Raw genomic sequence first — 20,868 nt, forward strand, 5'->3', positions numbered from 1 at the left:
ATGCAGTGCTACTGATGGTACGGCCTATGTCGTCAACTGCGCCCTGACACTCCAGCGCCGCAGCGCAACAACGGCCCAGATCGCCTCGACTAGCCCGAACGGCCAGGCACCCTGCAGAAATCCGTAGGCCGAGCCGAGCGCGCATGCGGCGGCGAAGGCGAGGATGAACCAGTGGCTGCGATCTTCCAGCGCATAGGCCACCAGCATCGCGGTCACCGCGAACAGGCCGAACAGGCTGAGCGCATCCATCGTCATCTTTGCATCCCGCATTCATTTCGCCACGCGAAACGCCCACGCCATATTTTTTGCAACAAAGCAATTTGCGCAGCGTACCTTCCGCGTTGCGACGTTCAATCGCAACACACGCGTTGCCTACAAAAACTTCTGGCCGCCGCCGGCTACTACGTTAGTATGAAGCGCTAACTACCAAAAACCATAACGTCAATCTGGGAGGGACTACGATGCGCGTTGCGTACGTATTGTGCTGTTCTGTTGCCCTGTTGGGTGCGGTCGGAACGGCAAGCGCTCAAGACTGGACGAAATCGAAATGGGGCCCGGACGACGAGATCGGCGCCGCCAACTACATGAAACCCGAGCTCGTGGTCAAAGCCGCACAACTTGTGAAGACGGGCAAGACCTACGCGCTCGGTTTCCCCCTGGACAACAAGATGCCCGCCTACCCGCCGCGCGGCTTCAAGATCACCGTGGTGCAGCCCGGCCAGGCTGGCATTCCAGGCCTCGGGCCGAGCAAGACGACCTATAATGACGACATCATCGAGGGATGGGTTGGCGTCGGCAGCCAGCTTGATGGCCTCGGCCATGTCGGCGTCGAGCACGTCTACTACAACGGCAACAAACTGCTCGATTTCGCCGATCCAACGGGCCTGAAGAAGCTTGGCATCGACAAACTGCCGCCGATGGTCACACGTGGCGTGCTGCTCGACATGGCCGCCCATTACAACACCGACGTGGTCAAGGAAGGCACCGCCTTCAACGTCAAGGAAATCGAGGAAGCTGCCAAGAAGCAGGGCATCGAAATCCGCCAGGGCGACGTCGTGCTCTTCCACACCGGCTGGGCCAGCCTGATTGGCAAGGATGACAAGCGCTTCAACTCAGGCGAACCTGGCCTCGGTGTTGAAGGCGCGAAATACCTGACGGGCAAGGGCGTCGTCGCCGTCGGCGCGGACACCTGGGCCGTCGAGGTGATTCCGTTCGAGAGCAAGAACGTGTTCGAGGTGCACCAGATCCTGCTGGCGATGAACGGCACCTACATCATGGAAGTGCTGAATACGGCGGATCTCGCCAAGGACAAGGCCTATGAGTTCCTGTTCGTGCTCGGCCAGCCGCGCTTCAAGGGCGGCGTGCAGAGCATGATCAACCCGGTCGCGATCCGGTAAGGACCATTGCAAGGGAACGGTGCGGCACTTTCTGAGTTGCCGCACCGTGGCCGCCCTGCCGCGGGTCCACCAGGCCCCTCGATCGCCGGGCAAAGCGATGGTGAAGGAAACGAAGTTCTTTCGAAAGCAAGCCGACAAGGCTGAACGCATGTCGCGGTCCGCTTCAGACGTCGAGATCGCCCAAAATTTCCAGAATATGGCGCGGGCCTACCGGGCTCAGGCTGACGTTATGAAGGCCAAGAGGAAAGCCGAAAAGAAACGCCGCGATGCGTAGTGTGGCGTTCTCGCATGGACGCCACGCCGTGATCGGCTTTGCGCGCATGCCCCGCCGGTGTTATGCGGGGGCATGCCCGCCCCTATCCTCCCCCTGATTGACGCCGTCGCGCACTGGCCGGAGCGCGGCGCCCTGATCGGCCTCGATCTCGGCACCAAGACCATCGGCGTCGCCGTATCAGATCCCGACCGACGGCTCGCGACCGGCGTCGAGACCATCCAGCGCAAGGCCTTCAAGGCCGACGCGGCACGGCTACTGGCGATATCGGGCGAGCGCAACGCCGTCGGCTTCGTGCTCGGCCTGCCCATCAACATGGACGGCAGCGAGGGCCCGCGCGCGCAATCGACCCGCGCCTTTGCCCGCAATTTTTCCAATCTCACCGGCCTTGCCATCGCGCTGTGGGACGAGCGGCTCTCGACGGCGGCCGTCGAGCGCGAACTGATCGGCATGGACGTTTCCCGCGCCCGCCGCGCCGAGGTGATCGACGAGCACGCCGCGATTTTCATCCTGCAGGGTGCGCTGGACCGGCTGAAGACCCTCCGCGGGGATCACTGATGGCGGCGGTGATCTCGGCGCTGCTGCCGGTGTTTCTGCTGATCGTGCTCGGCTTCATCCTCAGGCGCAGCCTGATGCGGCTGGACACGCAATGGCACGGGCTGGAGCGGCTGACCTATTACGTGCTGTTTCCGACGCTCCTGATCCAGACGCTGGTGAAGGCCGATCTGTCCACCGTGCCGGTGGCCGGCGTCGGCGGCGCGCTGATGCTCTCGGCGCTGGCGATGTCGCTCCTGTGCCTGGCGCTGCGGCCCCTTTTCTCCCGCTGGAACATCGATGGCCCGGCGTTCACCTCGATCTTCCAGGGCGCAACGCGCTGGCAAACTTATGTCGCACTCGCCGTCTCCAGCAATCTCTTTGGCCACACCGGGCTGGCGCTGGCCTCCGTCGCCATGGTCGCGATCATCCCGCTTGTCAATGTGTTCAGCGTCTCCGTGCTCGCGCACTACGCTACGCCGGAAAAGCAGTCGCTCCGCGCGATCGTGATGACGGTGCTGACGAATCCTCTGATCTGGGCCTGTGCGATCGGGCTTGCCGTGAATGTCACGCATCTGCCGCTGCCGCAAGTCTGGCACGACGTTGCCGAGGCGCTCGGCCGCTCCTCCCTCGGCATCGGCCTGCTCGTCACCGGCGCCGGCCTGCAGCTGGCAGGCATGTTCCGCCCGAGCCTGGCCGCTTCGATAGCGGTGTTCCTCAAGCTGATTCTGATGCCGGTTCTTGGCGTCGCGCTGGCGCTGTGGTTCGGCATATCGGGCTCGAGCCTGGTGATCGTGGCTGTCTGCTCGGCCGTGCCCACCTCGTCCTCCGCCTATGTGCTGGCGCGGCAGATGGGCGGCGACGCGCCGCTATTGGCGCAGATCATCACGCTGCAAACCATTCTGGCGGCGGTGACGATGCCGATCGTGATCGCGCTGGTCAGCTAGACCGTCACCTACCCCTGCCCCGCCAGCCAGAAGGTCTGGATCGTCGCCGCCAGATTGTTGATGCCGTGCAGGACGATCGTCAGCCAGGTCGAGCCGGTGCGGTAGCGGAGATAGCCGAGCAGCACACCGATGGTGAACACCTCGCCGAAGAAGAACCAATCGTATTGCAGGTGCAGCGCGGTCCAGGCCAGCGACGACAGGAAGATCGCGCCAGCGACGCCAAGGCGCGATTCCGACCAGCCGCGATAGAGAAACCCGCGCGCGAAAATCTCTTCCCACATCGGCGCCGCGACGGTGAACGCAATCACCAGAAGCCACAGCGCCCCATCGGCCTGCGCGGATTTCAGCACCTCGCCCATGAAGCCCGACGTCACCTCGCGCCCGAGCGCGCGCGACAGCAGGTCCCAGCCGCCGACGAGAATGACCAGCGCGGCGAGGCCGGTGAAGAAATTGCGCCATGAGGTCCAGCGCAGCGCCAGATAGTCGGTAAAGGATATCCGCGTCGGGCGGATCGCGATCCACGTCGCCAGCAGCACCGCGGGCAATCCGAGGATGACCGAGAGCGAGATGGTCAGGCCGCTGCCGACGACACGGATCGCCTCGGCGATGTCGAACGATCCGCCCTGCCGCAGCACGAAGTAGATGATGACTGTGAGCTGGCCGAGAAACATCCCGGCGAAGATAAACAAGCCCCACAGCGTAGTACCCCAGAACTTCCAGATGCGGGGTGGCTGATCGGGGATATCAGGCGGGGCTGCGACGGTGCTTGTAGGAGTAAGGGAGTCCATTACTGACTTTCGGTTGGCGAAAACTCTATCGGTTCGTCATGCCCGGGCTTGTCTGGGCATCCACGTCTTGATTCCTCGTTGAGACGTAAGACGTGGATGGCCGGGTCATCGGCGCGAAGACGCGCTTCGCGCTTTTGCCCGGCCATGACGGAGGGAACATATTCACGGCAACGTGCGCTCCAGGAGGCCGCTTACATCCTTAGTAGCCAGATCGACCGCGCCGTACATGCCGGCATGATTCCCGGCAAGGCGCGTGGCGGCGAACAATACCGCGTGCGGCGGCGACACGGCATTCAGCGCAGCAGCAGCCGCCAGCAGCGCCAGCCTTTCGACCGCCAGCCGCGCCACGCGCTCGCTGTCCGGCCGCCGGAACGCCTTGCCGATGAAGGCGATCACCTCGCCCGCGCCCGGCAATCCCAGCGTCTCGCCGGTTAGTTCATGCATGATCGTGGAGGCCACCTCCGGCTCGCGCGACAGCGCGCGCAGCACGTCGAGGCACATCACATTGCCGGAGCCTTCCCAGATCGCATTGACCGGCGACTCCCGGTAATGCCGCGCCAGAATGCCCTCCTCCACGTAACCATTGCCGCCGAGGCATTCCATCGCCTCATAGAGAAAGCCGGGCGCGCTCTTGCAGACCCAGTATTTGATCGCCGGCGTCAGCAGCCGCATATAGGCCGCCTCCTTGGCATCAACGGGCGCGCGGTCGAACGACCGGCACAGCCGCATCACCAGTGCGATCGTAGCCTCGACATGCAGCGCCATGTCCGACAGCACCGCCTGCATCAGCGGCTGGTCGGCCAGATGTTTCTGGAACACGCTGCGATGCCGCGCGTGATGCAGCGCATGTGCGAGGCCCGACCGCATCAGGCCGGCGGAAGCAATCGCGCAATCCTGCCGCGTCAACTGCACCATCTGGATGATGGTGCGGATGCCCTTGCCTTCCGCACCGACGCGCTCGGCATAGGCGCCATGAAACTCGACCTCGGAGGAGGCATTCGAGCGGTTGCCGAGCTTGTCCTTCAGCCGCTGGAAACGGATCGCGTTGATCGACCCGTCCGGCGCAAAGCGCGGCATCAGGAAGCAGCTCAGTCCTTCCTCGGCCTGCGCCAGAACGAGGAAGGCATCGCACATCGGCGCCGACATGAACCATTTGTGCCCGGTGATACTATAGGCGTCCCCATCGCGCTCCGCCCGCGTCATGTTGGAGCGGACGTCGGTGCCACCCTGCTTCTCGGTCATGCCCATGCCGAGCGTCATGCCACGCTTGTTCCACCATGGCTCAAAAGCCGGATCGTAGGATCGCGTGCCGAGCACCGGCATCACCTTGGCCAGCAGTTCCGGCTGCTCCGCCAGCGCGGCGACGGAGGCCCGCGTCATGGTGATCGGGCAGAGATGCCCGGTCTCGACCTGGGCTGCCATGTAGAATTTGGCGGCGCGTATCACCTCCGACGCCCCGCCGGCCGGCTTGCCATCGGCGGTCCAGGTCGAGTTGTGCACGCCGGCGTGCGCGCTGTGCGCCATCAATTCGTGATAGGCCGGATGAAACTCGACCTCGTCGCGGCGGTTGCCTTTGGCATCATAGGTGCGCAGTTTCGGCGTGTTCTCGTTGGCGATGCGGCCGCGTTCGGCCATCGCCGCCGAGCCCCAATGCTTGCCAAATTCCGACAACTCTCCCTCGGCCGAAGCGCCCCCATTGGCGGCGACCGCCGCCACCAGCGGCCGGTCGGCCATATACAGATCGACATCCCAAAACGGCGGCGACTGGTTGAAGACCTCGTGGGTCGAAAATGCTGCCTGGCTCATGGCTGGTCCTGGAACCGTGAATCATCCGCGGTGCGATCGGGAAATCATAGGCCTGACCGCCGGCGTGGGGCAGCGAAAAAAGCGATTCTGGCTATGTTTGAAACTCCGATCCCGCCGGGCCGCAGCCGAGGTCAGATCGCACGCGTCTTGTCCGCCTTGGTCTTGGAAGCCAGGATCGGAAGGATCTCCCCCGCACGCAGCGGCCGCCCGTTGGGGAAGGCGGACATCTCCAGCTTTGATGTACGCGTTGCTCCATCCACCGGAGAGACGAAGGCAAAGCGAACCTCAATCTTGTGCTTGACGGTATAACCCTGCCATTTCGGATGCTCGCGCGTCAGCGCTTCAGCAAGTTCGCAACGGAGCATGTCGGAGGTCGACGTCGTCTTCGTGATGCCCTCGCGCGTGACCTTTTCCATGTAGCATTGGTCATTGATGCTGCTGATGCGCGCATCGACGCGCCGATAGTTCACCCGCTTGTCATACCCGTCGTAGGCGGCCAGTCCGGCAGCGCCGACCGCAACAATGGCAAAGGCTGCTAGACGCATGCTTTTGTGCTCCCGTGTTGCCTGTACATCAGATGTCGGCAATTAAGGAGTGTTGAACACGCTCTCAGCTACTTATGCGACGGCAACCGTTGTCTTGCGAAAATGCTTAGTATTTGAAGAAATCTCTTCGCACCTTATCGCGCCCGCGTGATCGGGAAATCATAGGCCTGCCTGCCCGCCCCCGGCAGCGAGAAGTGCCACCACTCCTTGGAATAGTTTACAAATCCTCGCCGCGCCATCACGTGAACCAGCTTCTCCCGCCAGCGGCGCTGGGCTGCCGTGATGGATTTCGCCGCCGTGTGCGACTTGGTGTCGGAGCAATCATAGCCGGTGCCCATGTCGACGCTGCCGTCAGGCGCGCGCAGGTTCACATTGGCGGTGCAGTCGGCATAGTCTCTGGTGGAATCGAAGGTGGCCGAATTGTCGGCTTTCAGATCGACCAAAGTCAGATCGAGCGCAGCGCCGGTGGAATGGCCGGAGCGCTCGGCGATATAGCCCAGGCGAAACAGGTCGGCCTTGCTGAACGCGGGATTGTAGCGCTTCTGCGCCGGCGTTTCGCGGCCGTCGCGCGACCAGGCCACCATGTCGGCGACCGCGCGCGTCGGCCGGTAGCAGTCGAACATTTTCAGCGACAGGTTCTGCAGCGCGAGTTCTTCCTGAACGCTTTTCAGGAGCGTGCCGACCTCGCGCTTCACCACGCATTCGGCGGCCTCATATCCCCTGAGCGGACGGCCGACAAAATTGTTCGAGCCGGCGTAGCGGATATCCTGGAGGATGGTCGGATCGACATCGCGCAGATAGACGAAACCGGCCGGCAGCTTCTGCGCCTCTGCGGCGACGCTGGCCAGACAGCACGCTGCAAGAATGGCAGCGAATCCTCTCGCTGCGCGGATCACGGCGCCCGCTCCGAGCTGACCACCAGTTTCGTGAGCGCGGTATCCGTGTATCTGTTGCCGGCCCAGACATCGTCGATGATGAATTTCACCCAGTAGGCCCTGATCGGTTTGGACAGGGTGAGCACCTCCGAGCCGAGGTTGTCGCGCAGCGTGTAGGTCTGCGTCTCCCCTTGCGAGAACACGGCGCGCAACTGGCGCACGCGGTTGTTCTTCTGGAAGATATCGCTGCTCTTCTGATAGCCGTTCCGGACGGTGATGGACTTCATCAGACGCATGGCGTCGAACTCGATCGTGATCCACTCGCCGACGCCATTGCCGTCCCTGCCCTCCACCCATGCGTCGCCGGTGGAACCGGCGAAAAGATTCTGCACGCCATAGGAATTGCCGAACTGCGACTTGCGCACCGAACTGACGCAATAGGTCTCGTTGCCGTTGCGCGCGCAGCTTTCGCCCGGCGCGCCCGGCCGTGACGGCCGCACCACGCGCTCGGTTTCAGGCGCGACATTCGCAAGCTTGGTGGCAAGTTGCTCGACGCGGCCGCCGCTCAACTGCCCCGCCAAATAGATGCGGCCGCCGAGGGTCTGATCGTAGTAGGCTGGCGTTTGCTCATGCGGTGCGGGCTGGCCGCGCTCATCGATTGCCTTCAGCGCCAGTTCGGCGACGCGTTCGCGCACTTCGACGGCGAGATCGCCGAGGTGCAGGTCCGGGCGCTTGAGCTGCTCGTCGAAGATCCGCGTAAACACCGAATTGTGCGCGGAGTCGTTGACGCCCAGGCGATCCAGCGCGGTCTGGCCGATGCCGGCGGAATACAGCGTGAAGATGCCGCGCGCAGGCTTGGCATCGGCCAGCCCCCGCGTGTTGCCGATCGAGCGGCCGGCGTTACGCGGGAACGGGTTGTCGCGGCAGGCATCGATCACCAGCAGCGCCACGCGGACCGATCGCGCCTGCAATTCGGCGATCAGATCCGGCTCGGCGAGCGAGGCGCCGCGCACGCGCGCCTCCGCGCCTTCGGTCACCGCCGGTACATCGCTCGGCACCAGGTAGTTGACGCCTGAGATCGCGACGCCATGCCCGGCGAAGAACAGCGCCGCCGTATCGCCCGGCTGCAGCCGCGCGGTGAATTCGGCGAGCTTGTCGATCATGGCCTGGCGGCCGAGATTGGTGCCGACGATGACCTCGAAACCGAGCGACCTCAGCGTCCCCGCGACCGTGGTGGCGTCGTTGACGGCCTTCTTGAGCTGCCGGTCGGCGGGCAGATTGGGATAGAGGTCGTTGCCGATGGCGAGTGCGACGCGCTTCTCGGCGATGGCCGGCGTCGCCGCGAGAGGCACCAGCGCCATGCAGGCGATGGCGCCGGCCAGCGTCCGCAAAGCGATCACGACGGATTGAATGAAATGCCGCACGTTTCCTTGGGCCCGATGCGCCGCGCGCCGATCCCGTCATCCTAGCGGAAACAGCCGCCGCGGAACACCGGCAGGCGCCATTTACCCTGTCGCCGAAGCCCTAGTGGATAAGTCCGGACGCCGGATTTGACGCTTGCCCCGGGTGGCATCTCTGCCTATAGCTCTGGCTTTAATGACCCCTGCATCGAAATCGACCTTCGTCCTCGGGCACCGGCATCTGCTGGGAATCGAGGGGCTTTCCGCTGCCGATATTACCGGCCTGCTCGACCTTTCCGAGGAATATGTCGAGCTCAACCGCCAGGTGGACAAAAAGCGCACTTCGTTGCGCGGTCGCACCCAGGTGAACCTGTTTTTCGAGGCCTCGACCCGGACCCAGTCCTCGTTCGAACTGGCAGGAAAACGGCTCGGCGCCGACGTCATGAACATGTCGGTGTCCTCGTCCTCGATCCGCAAGGGCGAGACCCTGATGGACACGGCGGTGACGCTCAACGCCATGCACCCGGACATCCTGGTGGTGCGGCACCACGCTTCCGGCGCGGTGGAACTTCTGGCGCGCAAGGTCGACGGTTCCGTGATCAATGCTGGCGACGGCGCCCACGAACACCCGACCCAGGCGCTGCTGGACGCGCTGACCATCCGCCGGAATAAAGGCCGGCTCGAGGGCCTCGTGATCGCGATCTGCGGCGACGTCATGCACTCCCGCGTGGCCCGCTCAAACATCCTCCTGCTCAACACCATGGGCGCCCGCGTCCGCGTGGTGGCCCCCTCCACGCTGCTGCCGCGCGGCATCGAGCGGATGGGTGTCGAGGTCGCGCGCGACATGCGCGAGGGCCTCAACGGCGCCGATATCGTGATGATGCTGCGGCTGCAGCGCGAGCGCATGAACGGCTCGTTCGTGCCGTCGTCGGGCGAATACTTTCACTATTTCGGCCTCGACCAGAAGAAACTATCCTACGCCAAGCCGGATGCGCTGGTGATGCATCCGGGCCCGATGAACCGCGGCGTCGAGATCGACTCGCTGGTGGCAGACGGCGCGCAATCGCTGATCCGTGAACAAGTCGAAATGGGAGTGGCAGTGCGGATGGCGGTGCTGGAAGCGCTCGCCCGCAACCTGCCGAACGCGTAAATCATGCTGACCGACCGCCGCCCGATCCTGCTCGCCAATGCCCGCGTCGTCGATCCCTCCAGGGATTTCGACGGACCCGGCGACGTCCTGATTGCCGATGGCACCATCCGCGACAGCAAACGCGGCATCGGCGCCGCCGGCGTGCCGGAAGGCACCGACATCATCAATTGCGCCGGCAAGATCGTAGCCCCCGGGCTGATCGACATGCGCGCCTTCGTCGGCGAACCCGGCGCCAGCCACCGCGAGACCTTCGCCTCCGCGAGCCAGGCGGCGGCGGCCGGCGGCATCACCACCATCATCTGCCAGCCAGACACCTCGCCCGTCATCGACAATTCGGCGACGGTCGATTTCGTGCTGCGCCGCGCCCGCGACACCGCGATCGTCAACATCCACCCGATGGCCGCGCTGACCAAGGGCCTGGGCGGCCTGGAGATGACCGAGATCGGGCTGTTGAAGGCTGCCGGCGCGGTTGCCTTCACCGATGGCGACAAGAGCGTCACCAATGCGCAAGTGATGCGGCGGGCGCTGACCTATGCGCGCGATTTCGACGCGCTGATCGTCCACCACACCGAAGACCCCGACCTCGTCGGCGAAGGCGTGATGAACGAGGGCGAGTTCGCAGCAAGGCTCGGCCTGATCGGCATTCCCAATGCCGCCGAGTGCATCATCCTCGAGCGCGACATGCGGCTCGTAGCGCTGACCGGCGGGCGCTACCACGCGGCCTCGCTGTCCTCGATGGAGTCGCTGGAGATCCTCAAGCGGGCGCGCGATGCCGGCCTCGACGTCAGCGCCTCCGTTTCGATCAACCACGTCACGCTGAACGAAAACGATATCGGCCCCTACCGGACCTTCCTGAAACTGTCGCCGCCGCTGCGCACCGAGGAAGACCGCCTCGCCCTCGTCGCGGCCGTCGCCTCCGGCCTGGTCGACGTCGTGATGTCCGACCACAACCCGCAGGACGTCGAAGTCAAGCGGCTGCCGTTCGCGGAAGCGGCAGCCGGCGCGGTCGGCCTGCAGACCATGCTGCCGGCGGCGCTGCGGCTGATCCACAATGGCGAGATGGACTTCAAGACGCTGATCCGGGCGATGTCGACGCGGCCGGCGGAGTTGCTTGGCCTGCCCGGCGGCTCGCTGCGGGCGGGTTCCCCGGCCGATGTCATCGTGATCGATCCCGATACGCCCTGGGTGCTCGATCCCACCGACCTCAAATCGCAATGCAAGAACACCCCGTTCGACGAAGCCCGCTTCTCGGGACGCGTCGTGCGTACTATCGTGGGCGGACGGACGGTCTATGAACATGTCTGATTCGCCCGGTACGGGCCGCGGTGGGAGCTACCGCAATGTCTGACGCATTCCTCATCGTCGCCTTCCTGATCGGATATCTGCTCGGGTCGATCCCGTTCGGTCTGGTGCTGACCAAACTGGCCGGGACGCAGGATCTGCGCACGATCGGAAGCGGCAATATCGGCGCCACCAACGTGCTGCGCACCGGCAGCAAGGGCCTCGCGGCGGCAACGCTGATCGGCGACATGCTCAAGGGCACGATCGCCGTCATCATCGCCGGCTACTACGGCGGCGCCAATGCGGCGATGCTGGCCGCGCTGGGCGCCTTCCTCGGCCACCTCTTCCCGGTCTGGCTCAAGTTCAACGGCGGCAAAGGCGTCGCCACCTATATCGGCGTGCTGATCGGCCTGTTCTGGCCGGCAGCCCTGATATTCTGCCTGATCTGGTTGGCTACCGCCTTCACCACGCGCTATTCGTCGCTGTCGGCGCTGATCGCCGCCTTCGTGACGCCGCTATTCCTGTGGTGGTTCGGCCACCCTGCGCTGGCCTCGCTGTTCGTCGTGCTGACGCTGCTCCTGTTCTGGAAGCACAGCGAGAACATCAAGCGGCTGCAATCCGGCACCGAGGGGCGGATCGGGGCGAAGTAAGGCTTCATTTCCGGGCAAGCGCGTCCTCCACAAACCGCGCCGCCGCCAATGCCTGTGCATCCGCGCCGTATCGCGCGATCACCTGCACGCCGACCGGCAGTCCGCCATCTGCGACATATGCGGGCACGTTGACGCAAGGCACGCCCATCAGTGTCCAGAGACGGTTGTAACGGGCATCGCCGGTCGAGCCCAATCCCTTGGGCGCCGCGCCGGGTGCCGACAGGGTCAGCAGCACATCGACATCGTCGAACACTTTTTCCAATGCCTGTCTGGCGCGATGCGCTGTTTCGATCGCTGCGTCATAGGCGGCAGGCGTCGTGTCCCTGTTCTCGTCAAGCTTGCTCCGCAGCAACGGCGCCATCGCGTCGTAATGTTCGCGGTACTCCCAGGCGAGCGCCCGATGCGCCTCGAACTCCTGTATCAGCGGATGGGCGCGCCACGCCTCCGCAACATTTTTCTGCAAATCAACCCCATGCACAGTAGCACCGGCGCGTTCCGCCACGCGCGCGGCGGTCTGCAACGCTTCCGCGCCCGCGGCTTCCGGCGCACCGGCAAAGTGTTGCGTTACGACGCCGATGCGCGGCGGGGCAACCGATGCAGACGGCACCAATTCAGGCCGACCGGTCATCGCGGACAGCCCGCGCGCCACGTCGTCCACGCCGGCCGCAAACAGGCCTACCGTGTCGAGCGTCCACGAATAGCATTTGACGCCGACCGTAGGCAGCAAACGATAGGACGGCTTGATCGCGGCGACGCCGCAGAACGAGGCCGGCCGGATCACCGAGCCACCGGTCTGCGTTCCCAGCGCCAGCGGAATCATGCCGGCCGCCACCGCTGCCGCCGAGCCGGACGACGATCCGCCGGGCGTGTGACCATGATTGTGCGGATTGAGCGTCGGCGTCGGATCGACCGAGGCGAACGCCGTCGTCGTGGTCTTGCCGACGATGGTTGCGCCCACCTGCTTCAGCATCATCACCACGGCCGCGTCGCCGCGCGAGCGGAAACCCCGGTAGATCGGCGAGCCCATTTCGGTCGGGAAATCCGCGGTATCCATGATGTCCTTGATGCCGACCGCAATTCCTCGCAGCGGCCCGGCGCGCGACGCACGCACCTCATCGGAATGGCAGACGAAGGCGCCGATGGTCTTGTCGTGCTCGCAGATCGCTTCCTGCGATTGTGCGATGGCGGCATCGGCGGAGAGATCCCCGGAATCGATGCGGCGCTGGAGTTCAGCGAGTGAAATCATGGGAATGCTTCCTGCAATGAACTTTTAGAGACGACCTGGTCAGGAGATCAAGTGGAACCCTCTCTCACGTCATGGCCGGGCTTGACCCACGGCTGTCCGGTTTAGTTTTAGCATAGACTTAGGCTCATCTGCCGCTGATCTTGGACGATTGGCGATGGTTCGAGCAGCTTGTCGATCGATCGGCGGTGCATGAGGTTGGCCCGGACCAGCCTGCTGAAGACGGTTGGGCTTGGAACGGCTTTCTGTGCAGCCTGGCCAGGCGCAGCAGCAGGAAGGCGATGAGCGCGACCGCAATCTGGATGCGTATGGCATTCTCGGATGTGCCGACGAAGCGAGTGATCTTGAGGGTCTGCTTGATCCAGCGGAAGAACAACTCGATGGCCCAGCGTCGACGATAGAGATCAGCGATCTCTTGTGCGCTGGCATCGAGATCATTCGACAAGATACGCAGCATCTTTCCGGTATCGGTCATGATGCGGACCTCGCGTACCGCATCCTGCATTGGATTGCAGCGGCTCTTGGCCTGGCGTGCGGGAAGGAAGCCGATGCGGTCGGAGAGGATGTTGCCGTCCGGGATGACGGGCAGTTCCTCCACCACGTCGAGCGGCGTGTTGGATTTGAAGCGGCTGACGATCCGGCAGCCGGCGGCATCGAGCGCGGCCCACCAGGCATAGTCGTAATAACCGAGATCGAAGACATAAGTGGCGCCCGGCTCGATCGGCATTTGCTGGGCCATGGTGATGTCGTTGACGTTGGCCGGAGTGACCGCGGCATAGATTGGGCGATCCGCGTCGGCGTCGTAAATTACGTGCACTTTGGCACCGCAGACCCCCGCCGAGAACCGCGCCCAGCCGGCGCTGTGTTCGTTCAAGCGCACGCTCGTGGCATCGATCAGGTAGGTCGTCTCGGCAAGCTTGCGACGCAGCCTGCGATGCGCCTGCTTCATCATTATCGCCAACAGTTCGGTGAACACGGCGGCAGGCCGCTGTGCGTTCGCATCCGAGAAGGTCGATCGTTGAACCGGTGCCGCGCCCACATGGTAGAGCCGCACAGCATGGCTCGAAAGTCCTGCCACGATCTCGCGCAAGCTCGCCGCCCCCGAAAGCTGACCATAAAGCAGCGCCACCAACTGGCTCTTGGTCGACAACCGGCGCACCCGCGCATCGGCTCCATGCTCCTCCACAAGCCTGTCGAACCGATGCCATGGAACGTGCTTTAGAAGTCCGTGGAATACGCTATTCTGATGCAGCATGGCTTGATCCTTCTCCGTGTCCCAAAACGTCGCCAAACGCTTGGAGCACAGAAGAATCAACGCCATGCGCCTTGTCTACAAAAATTAAACCGGACAGTCGTGGGCTTGTCCCGGGCATCCACGTCTTACTTTGCCGGTCGTACCACGAAAGACGTGGATGCCCGGCACCCAGCTACGCCAAAGGCTTCGCCGTGGCCTTTCGTCGTGGCGCGCCGAAGCTTTAGCGGAGGCGGCAAGGCCGGGCATGACGGCTAAATAATTTGAAACAGCTTGCTCGCAATCTCAGGTTGGGCAAAGCTGCATCCGCATGCATGACCGTACACCGCCTACCCCTCACCTGACCGATGCCGAGCGAATTGACCGGCTGCGCCTGATCCGCAGCGACAATGTCGGCCCGCGCACCTTCAACTCGCTGATCGGCCATTTCGGCAATCCCGCGCGGCGCTGGAGCGGCTGCCCGATCTGGCGCGGCGTGGCGGCGCGGCACGTTCAGGGCGGATCTACCGCGAGGAGGAAGCGCGGGCGGAGATCGCCGCGGCGAAGAAAATCGGCGTCTCGCTGGTCGCGCCGGGTGAAGCTGCCTACCCGCCGCGGCTGGCGGCGCTCGACGATCCGCCGCCGCTGCTCGGCGTGCGCGGCGCGCCTGAGGCGCTGATGCGGCCGATGATCGCGATCGTCGGCTCGCGCAACGCTTCCGGCGCCGGACTGAAATTCGCCGGCCAATTGGCGCGCGATCTCGGCGATGCCGGTTTCGTCGTCATCTCCGGACTGGCGCGCGGCATCGATCAGGCCGCGCATCGCGCGACGATCCAAAGCGGCACGGTCGCGGTGCTGGCCGGCGGCCATGACCGGATCTATCCGCCCGAGCATGAGGACTTGCTGGCGGCCCTGCTCGAACACGGCGGCGCGATTTCCGAGATGCCGCTCGGCCATGTGCCGCGCGCCCGCGACTTTCCGCGCCGCAACCGTCTGATCTCGGGCGCATCGCTCGGCGTCGTCGTGATCGAAGCCGCGCACCGCTCGGGATCGCTGATCACCGCGCGGATGGCCGCCGAACAGGGCCGCGAAGTGTTCGCGGTGCCGGGCTCGCCGCTCGATCCGCGCGCCGCCGGCACCAACGATCTGATCAAGCAGGGCGCGGCGCTCGTCACCGAAGCCAGCGACGTCATCAATGCGGTTCAGCCGATCCTGGAACGGCCGATCGTGCTCGAGGCGCGCGAAGGCGATGACGAGCCGCTCGATTTCGAGATCGATCCGGGCGTACGCAAACGTATTGTCGCGCTGCTCGGACCGAGCCCGGTCAGCCTCGATGATCTGATCCGAATGTCGGGCCTTTCGCCCACCATCGTTCGCACGGTGCTGCTCGAGCTCGAACTGGCGGGCCACCTGGAGCGCCATGGCGGCGGGCTGGTGTCGCTGATCTAGGGCGCGTGCTCATAAAAGCGATGTCGGGTTTTGAGGGCCGAGCGGGAATCTTCTGATCGGTTAGAACATTACCGCTGGTGTGAAGGGTTTCGGATGCCGGCCGCTTGAGGGACGGCGCCGCGTGCTCGGCGGCCGGCGTCCGAAAGCCTCCAAGGGAGGAAACCGCGCTTAAGGGAACGTACGGCGGTGCGGCAGGCGCTATGGGAATTTGAGTGCCGCGGGCGCGCTGGCTGATTGGGATCGAGCCGAAGCAACGCGTTGTGCGACGGTGAAGCGGCTGACGAACGAGCGGCGGATGACGCTGAACTGCATAAGCTGTCCGACGATTTGCGACGGTGGGCAGAGAGCTGGGCGCGCTCTGCCGTGGCTGGCGGAGGGGCAGCGGGCGCGACGCGCAGATTTGCGGGATTGTAACGCGGTCATGAGGTGTCGATCCTGATGACGGTCGCTGGAGCTGTCGGCCGATGCCGTGGCGTTGCGCCGCGTTCGAAGACCTCAATGATGATCATACGACCGCCGCAGCATGGACAGCTCGGCTTTTTGGGATCGACGGCGGCAGCGGTAGGCTGGTCGTCAGGTTTTGCAACGGCGAGCAGTTCACGGGCGCGGGCGATGTTGTCGGCACAAGCGCCTTTGGCGAACAGGCCGTAGTGGCGGATGCGGTGCAAGCCTTTGGGCAGGACGTGGATGAGGAAGCGACGGATGAACTCGTCGGTGGTGAGCGTCATGTGCTTGTATCGATCGCGGCCCTCGCTGCGGTAGTCCTTCCACTTGAAGGTGACGCCGCGATCGTCGAAGGCAATCAAGCGGCTGTTGGCGATGGCAACGCGGTGGGTGTAGCGCGACAGATAGGCCAGCACCGCCTCGGGTCCGCCGAACGGGCGCTTGGCGTAGACGATCCACTCGGCCTTGCGCAGCGGGGCGAGATAGGCCGCGAAGGATCGCGCATCGGCCAGATGGATGTTCTCGCCGAAGAAGCTGAGGCGGCCGGTCTGGTGGGCGGCGATGAGCTTCTCCAGGAACAATCGGCGGAACAGGCGGGAGAGCACGCGCACCGGGAGGAAGAAGCCCGGCCGGCAGGACACCCAGCGCTGGCCGTCGGGCGAGATGCCGCCACCCGGGACGATCATGTGCACATGCGGGTGATGGGTGAGCGCCGAGCCCCAGGTATGCAGCACGGAGGTGATGCCGATCTTGGCGCCCAGATGCTTCGGATCAGCGGCGATCGTCAGCATGGTCTCGGCCGAGACCTTGAACAGCAGGTCGTAGATCACGGCCTTGTTCTGGTAGGCGATGTCGGCGATGGCCGCCGGCAGCGTGAACACCACGTGATAGTACGGCACCGGCAACAGCTCGGTCTCGCGGTCGGCAAGCCAGTCTTTCGCGGCGGCGCCTTGGCACTTCGGGCAATGCCGGTTGCGGCAGGAGTTGTAGGCGATCGTCGTATAGGCGCAGTCCGCGCAGCGCGCGACATGGCCGCCCAGCGCCGCCGTGCGACAGCGCTCGATCGCCGACATCACCTTCAACTGATCGAGGCTGACATGGCCGGCATGGGCTTGACGCCATGCCGGGCCATGGTTGCGGAAGATATCCGCAACCTCCAAGGCCGGGCGCGACACGAGCGGCCTGCGCGTCAGCTGGGCGGTCGGCTCTCCTTGAGCTTGAGCGCGATATGCTCCAGCGGGCTCATGACCTCGCTGATCGTCTTGGTGGCGACGCGGGTATAGAGCGCCGTGGTGTCGAGCTTGGCGTGACCGAGCAGCACCTGGATGACGCGGACATCGATGTTCTGCTCGAGCAGGTGGGTGGCGAAGCTGTGCCGCAAGGTGTGCAGCGAGACGCGCTTGCTGATCTCCGCCATCTGCGCGGCGGCATGACAGGCACGATTGAGCTGGCGCGTGGTCATCGGCTGCGCCGGATCGCGGCCCGGGAACAGCCAGCCCTGTGGGCGCGCCGCCTTCCACCAGGTCCGCAGCAGGTCGAGCAAGCTCGGCGACAGCATGACATTACGGTCCTTGCCGCCTTTGCCCTGCTCGACGCGGATGATCATGCGCTTGCTGTCGATGTCGGAGACCTTGAGCGAGACCACCTCGGTGGCGCGCAGACCGGCGCCGTAGGCCACGCTCAGTGCCGCCTTGCATTTGAGCCCCGGTGCAGCATCGAGTAGCCGCGCCACCTCCTCGACGCTAAGCACCACAGGGAGCTTGCGCGGCTCGTGAATGATATGGGTATGTTCGACGATCTCGTGCCGCTTCAGCGTGACCCGGAACAAGAACCGCAAGGTCGAGACGGTCTGGTTGATCGTCGGCACGCCAACACCGCTCGCCGTCAGGTGAAGTTGGTAGCGGCGGACATCCTCGAAGCTCGCCGTATCGGGTGATCGCCCGAGAAACGCAGCGAAGTTCTTGATTCTTTGCACGTAGTCATGTTGGGTCTTCGGCGCGAACTTGCGGATCGTCATGTCTTCGATCATGCGCCGGCGCAACGGGCTCACTGCCTCGTCGGTCATGGGGATGCTCCTGTCTTGAGTGAGGTTGTCGAACCCCTCGATCTCAAGGCAGGACGCCCCGTTGCGCTATCCTCTTGGCTCCGTCGCCAGCCGCGGCGCCCTACCGCGCGAGCGGTTTAGTCCTTTGACCCATATCGGAAGTGAGCATCTGCGCCACGACGCCTCTGGTAGTGACCATTCCGACCGTCTACCGCTGCCAGATATCGACATTCATTCGCCGGATAGGATGCCTCGCGGATCGCAACCTCGATGCGAAGCGAGGTAGTCGATCTCGCTGCGCGTAATGCCGATGTCTATTAGCTCCCTGTCACTTAGGTCGCACAAGTTGGCCATTAATGTCCGGCGTTTGCGCCACTCCTGAAATGCATTCCAATATGTTTCGAGAGGACTGTAGACCTGCCGCCTTGCGGTTACCGGTCCCAGCTCAGTGGTCCCGTGGATCGTGCTCATTAGGGTGTGTCCTGTCTGAACTGTTCACTAGACAGAAGTTGCCGCAAGATGCGCGGGCGCGCTTAACTGGTTACTTACATTTCTCTTACCGGCGGCTTATTCTTCCTGCGCTAATACAGAGGCGACCCCGAGAAGGAATGGCAGCTTGCGCTATCTTTTCGAGGAATACGAATTCGACACCGACCGGCGCGAGCTGCGTCGGGGGACCGATGCGGTGTCGATCACACCGCAGGTTTTTGACCTGCTCGATTACCTGATCCGCAACAGGGAGCGGGTTGTCAGCAAGGACGACCTCATCAAAGCCATTTGGAATGGGCGCAGCGTATCTGACGCGGCGCTGACGACCCGCCTGAATGCCGCCCGGGGTGCAATCGGCGATTCCGGCGAGGAACAGCGCTTCATCAAGACACTACCGCGCAAGGGCTTCCGCTTCGTCGGACAGGTGCGGGAGGCGCGAGAGGTTGCAGGTCTAAACCCTGGCGATGCGCCCGAGAGTGTTCCTGCACTTCCCGAGGAGCCCTCCATCGCCGTGCTGCCGTTCGCGAACATGTCTGGCGATCCCGAGCAGGAGTACTTCGCGGACGGGATGGTTGAGGAGATCACTACCGCACTTTCGCGATTCAGATCGTTGTTCGTGATCGCTCGCAATTCGAGTTTCACCTTTAAGGGCAAAGCCGTCGATATCAAGGAAGTCGGACGCAGGCTTGGCGTGCGCTATGTCCTTGAGGGGGCGGTGCGCAAGGCGTCGGGGAAAGTTCGCATCACGTGCCAGTTGATTGAAGCGGCTACGGGCGCACACATTTGGGCGGACAGGTTCGAGCGTGACATGACAGACATTTTCGCGTTGCAAGACGACGTCACGCTCGCTGTTGTCTCAGCTATTCAGCCAAAGTTGTTTCAAGCAGAAATTGCGCTGGCGACGCGGCGCCGACCGGAAGACCTCACCGCGTATGATCTTTTTCTCCGGGCTATACAGCAAGCCGTCCGATCGACCCGCGAAAGTTTGGCCGAGGCACTCCGACTGGTCCAGCGCGCCTTGGCGCTTGACCCTGGGTTTGCTGCTGCGGCAGCTTTGGCAGGTGAATGTCATGTGGAAAACGTGATTAGGAACTATGCGATCGATCCACAATTCGAACGCAAGGAAGCCGTTCGGCTTATGCGCTTGGCATTGAGCCTCGACGATGGTGATCCAGACACGTTGGCAACTGCTGCCTCGATCTCCGCATTATTGATCGGCGATTGTGAGACTGAGGTTGAGATGGCCGATCGGGCGGTCGCGCTCAACCCAAATTCATTTCACACATGGAACCGCAGAGGCTGGGTCTATAAGATTGCGGGGCAGCCGGAGGAAGCGATCCGGAGCTTTGAACGCGCCATGCGAATGAGCCCGGTGGACCCGCAAACATTCGGAGCGCTTACCGGGATGGGATTTGCCCTTATTGAGCTTCGTCGCTTTGACGAGGCCATCGTTGCAGGGAAGAAAGCCCTGCGTCAGAACCCTTTCTATCCAGGACCACACCGCTGCCTCGCGTCCGCTTTCGCCCATCTCGGACACGATGCTGAGGCCCGTGAGGCGGCGGCTCGTGTGCTTGAGATCGACCCCGCTTTCACAATATCGGCGTGGATCGCTCGGAGCCAAGTATCAAAAAATGCGAAGCTGATGATTGAGGGTTTTCGCAAAGCGGGGTTGCCCGAGTAGCTCTCCAATTTCCACGAGGTGATCGAATAGCGGCACTCTTCTCCGGCGCATGAGTCCGGAGTTGGCCCTTCGGCGACCTCCGGCGATGTCCGCTTTTGTGCTGCTATTGAGCGACGAGCCGACATCGGGCGCGACCAAGACTACGCGCGCTTTATAAGTCCACGTCCTAATCCTTCCCGCTGCGTGCGTCGAAACTCGTCCGCGCCCGCTCGATCTGCGGCTGATGCTCGATCGCCCACGTGCCGAGCGCCTTCACCGGCTCGGATAAGCCACGTCCAAGGTCAGTCAATTCATAGTCGACCCGCGGCGGAATCGTCGGAAACACCGTTCGCGTCACGAGCCCATCGCGTTCGAGCCCGCGCAGCGTCAGCGTCAGCATTCGCTGCGAGATGCCGCCGACCAGGCGCTTGAGCTCGTTGAAACGCTTGGGGCCATCGCCAAGCATCATGATCACGAACACGCTCCATTTGTCGCCGACCCGCGCCAGCACGGCGGCGGCGCCGCGGCAGTCGCTGTCGTTGTGGGGGCCGGCTGGGAGGGCAGGCACTTTCTTGTGCTCGGGTCTCATGGATGTGCTCGGGTGAGAAAAATGTGCGTTCTTGCGGGGTTATGCCACGGTCACTCATATAGCGCCAGTTACAAA

19 protein-coding genes and 2 pseudogenes are annotated in these 20,868 nt (G+C 63.7%); 9 read left to right on the forward strand and 12 right to left on the reverse strand.

Features of this window, described 5'->3' with window-relative positions; all coding sequences use genetic code 11:
• Positions 1–24 precede the first annotated feature (24 nt).
• A complete protein-coding gene (locus LMTR21_RS23250; RefSeq protein WP_065755559.1) occupies positions 25–249 on the reverse strand; it encodes a hypothetical protein in 225 nt (74 codons plus the stop codon).
• Between the two features lie 212 nt (positions 250–461).
• Between LMTR21_RS23250 and LMTR21_RS23255 the strand changes: the two genes are divergently transcribed.
• From LMTR21_RS23255 to LMTR21_RS23270, 4 genes are all read left to right on the forward strand, one after another.
• Complete coding sequence (locus LMTR21_RS23255; protein ID WP_065755543.1) at positions 462–1,397, forward strand: cyclase family protein; 936 nt, start codon at positions 462–464, stop codon at positions 1,395–1,397.
• 46 nt (positions 1,398–1,443) lie between these two features.
• Positions 1,444–1,671 (forward strand): hypothetical protein, encoded by a 228-nt coding sequence (locus tag LMTR21_RS23260; RefSeq protein ID WP_141688553.1) that lies wholly within the window; start codon positions 1,444–1,446, stop codon positions 1,669–1,671.
• A 72-nt stretch (positions 1,672–1,743) separates the two neighbouring features.
• Entirely contained in the window at positions 1,744–2,226 is a 483-nt protein-coding gene (ruvX, locus tag LMTR21_RS23265; RefSeq protein WP_065755542.1) for a Holliday junction resolvase RuvX, read from the forward strand.
• Complete coding sequence (locus LMTR21_RS23270) at positions 2,226–3,149, forward strand: AEC family transporter (RefSeq protein ID WP_065755541.1); 924 nt, start codon at positions 2,226–2,228, stop codon at positions 3,147–3,149. Before ruvX ends, LMTR21_RS23270 begins: the two co-directional genes overlap by 1 nt.
• An 8-nt stretch (positions 3,150–3,157) precedes the next feature.
• On the opposite strand, the gene LMTR21_RS23275 is transcribed toward LMTR21_RS23270, so the two are convergent.
• From LMTR21_RS23275 to LMTR21_RS40970, 5 genes are all read right to left on the reverse strand, one after another.
• The gene (locus LMTR21_RS23275; RefSeq protein ID WP_065755540.1) at positions 3,158–3,937 is read right to left on the reverse strand and encodes a CPBP family intramembrane glutamic endopeptidase; all 780 of its coding nucleotides are present in this window, start codon (positions 3,935–3,937) and stop codon (positions 3,158–3,160) included.
• 162 nt (positions 3,938–4,099) lie between these two features.
• On the reverse strand, positions 4,100–5,743 hold the full coding sequence (locus LMTR21_RS23280) for an acyl-CoA dehydrogenase family protein (protein WP_065755539.1): 1,644 nt from the start codon (positions 5,741–5,743) through the stop codon (positions 4,100–4,102).
• Between the two features lie 131 nt (positions 5,744–5,874).
• Positions 5,875–6,288 carry a hypothetical protein gene (locus LMTR21_RS23285; protein WP_065755538.1) on the reverse strand — a complete coding sequence of 138 codons (414 nt, stop codon included), beginning with the start codon at positions 6,286–6,288 and terminating at the stop codon, positions 5,875–5,877.
• Positions 6,289–6,422: 134 nt separating this feature from the next.
• A complete protein-coding gene (locus tag LMTR21_RS23290; RefSeq protein ID WP_430642592.1) occupies positions 6,423–7,181 on the reverse strand; it encodes a M15 family metallopeptidase in 759 nt (252 codons plus the stop codon).
• On the reverse strand, positions 7,181–8,587 hold the full coding sequence (locus tag LMTR21_RS40970) for an NADase-type glycan-binding domain-containing protein (RefSeq protein WP_065755537.1): 1,407 nt from the start codon (positions 8,585–8,587) through the stop codon (positions 7,181–7,183). The genes LMTR21_RS23290 and LMTR21_RS40970 overlap by 1 nt, the downstream gene beginning before the upstream one ends.
• A gap of 172 nt (positions 8,588–8,759) precedes the next feature.
• Between LMTR21_RS40970 and LMTR21_RS23300 the strand changes: the two genes are divergently transcribed.
• Genes LMTR21_RS23300 through plsY form a run of 3 tightly spaced genes read left to right on the forward strand, consistent with a single transcriptional unit; the run spans position 8,760 to position 11,644 of the window.
• A complete protein-coding gene (locus tag LMTR21_RS23300; RefSeq protein ID WP_065755536.1) occupies positions 8,760–9,713 on the forward strand; it encodes an aspartate carbamoyltransferase catalytic subunit in 954 nt (317 codons plus the stop codon).
• Positions 9,714–9,716: 3 nt separating this feature from the next.
• On the forward strand, positions 9,717–11,018 hold the full coding sequence (locus LMTR21_RS23305; protein WP_065755535.1) for a dihydroorotase: 1,302 nt from the start codon (positions 9,717–9,719) through the stop codon (positions 11,016–11,018).
• Positions 11,019–11,053: 35 nt separating this feature from the next.
• Positions 11,054–11,644: a glycerol-3-phosphate 1-O-acyltransferase PlsY gene (plsY, locus tag LMTR21_RS23310; RefSeq protein WP_057861806.1), complete on the forward strand. Its 591-nt coding sequence runs from the start codon at positions 11,054–11,056 to the stop codon at positions 11,642–11,644.
• A 4-nt stretch (positions 11,645–11,648) separates the two neighbouring features.
• Here the strand turns inward: plsY and LMTR21_RS23315 are convergent, their stop codons facing one another.
• Positions 11,649–12,890: an amidase gene (locus tag LMTR21_RS23315; protein ID WP_065755534.1), complete on the reverse strand. Its 1,242-nt coding sequence runs from the start codon at positions 12,888–12,890 to the stop codon at positions 11,649–11,651.
• 107 nt (positions 12,891–12,997) lie between these two features.
• Positions 12,998–14,142, reverse strand: a pseudogene (locus tag LMTR21_RS23320) (IS4 family transposase).
• Positions 14,143–14,449: 307 nt separating this feature from the next.
• Between LMTR21_RS23320 and dprA the strand changes: the two are divergent.
• Positions 14,450–15,567, forward strand: a pseudogene (gene dprA, locus LMTR21_RS23325) (DNA-processing protein DprA).
• A 419-nt stretch (positions 15,568–15,986) separates the two neighbouring features.
• On the opposite strand, the gene LMTR21_RS23330 reads toward dprA, so the two are convergent.
• From LMTR21_RS23330 to LMTR21_RS41870, 3 genes are all read right to left on the reverse strand, one after another.
• Positions 15,987–17,186 (reverse strand): IS91 family transposase, encoded by a 1,200-nt coding sequence (locus LMTR21_RS23330; protein WP_065756975.1) that lies wholly within the window; start codon positions 17,184–17,186, stop codon positions 15,987–15,989.
• Positions 17,187–17,200: 14 nt separating this feature from the next.
• Positions 17,201–18,076, reverse strand: coding sequence for a tyrosine-type recombinase/integrase (locus LMTR21_RS23335; protein ID WP_187399165.1), 876 nt, complete (start codon positions 18,074–18,076; stop codon positions 17,201–17,203).
• Between the two features lie 210 nt (positions 18,077–18,286).
• Positions 18,287–18,526: a DUF1127 domain-containing protein gene (locus LMTR21_RS41870; RefSeq protein WP_084030596.1), complete on the reverse strand. Its 240-nt coding sequence runs from the start codon at positions 18,524–18,526 to the stop codon at positions 18,287–18,289.
• A 145-nt stretch (positions 18,527–18,671) separates the two neighbouring features.
• On the opposite strand from LMTR21_RS41870, the gene LMTR21_RS23345 reads away from it, so the two are divergent.
• Positions 18,672–20,225, forward strand: a complete 1,554-nt coding sequence (locus LMTR21_RS23345) for a winged helix-turn-helix domain-containing tetratricopeptide repeat protein (RefSeq protein ID WP_065752922.1) — start codon at positions 18,672–18,674, stop codon at positions 20,223–20,225.
• 166 nt (positions 20,226–20,391) lie between these two features.
• Here the strand turns inward: LMTR21_RS23345 and LMTR21_RS23350 are convergent, their stop codons facing one another.
• Positions 20,392–20,793 (reverse strand): winged helix-turn-helix transcriptional regulator, encoded by a 402-nt coding sequence (locus tag LMTR21_RS23350; protein ID WP_065752921.1) that lies wholly within the window; start codon positions 20,791–20,793, stop codon positions 20,392–20,394.
• Positions 20,794–20,868: the final 75 nt, after the last annotated feature.

Source organism: Bradyrhizobium paxllaeri (genome assembly GCF_001693515.2).
Classification (GTDB): domain Bacteria; phylum Pseudomonadota; class Alphaproteobacteria; order Rhizobiales; family Xanthobacteraceae; genus Bradyrhizobium; species Bradyrhizobium paxllaeri.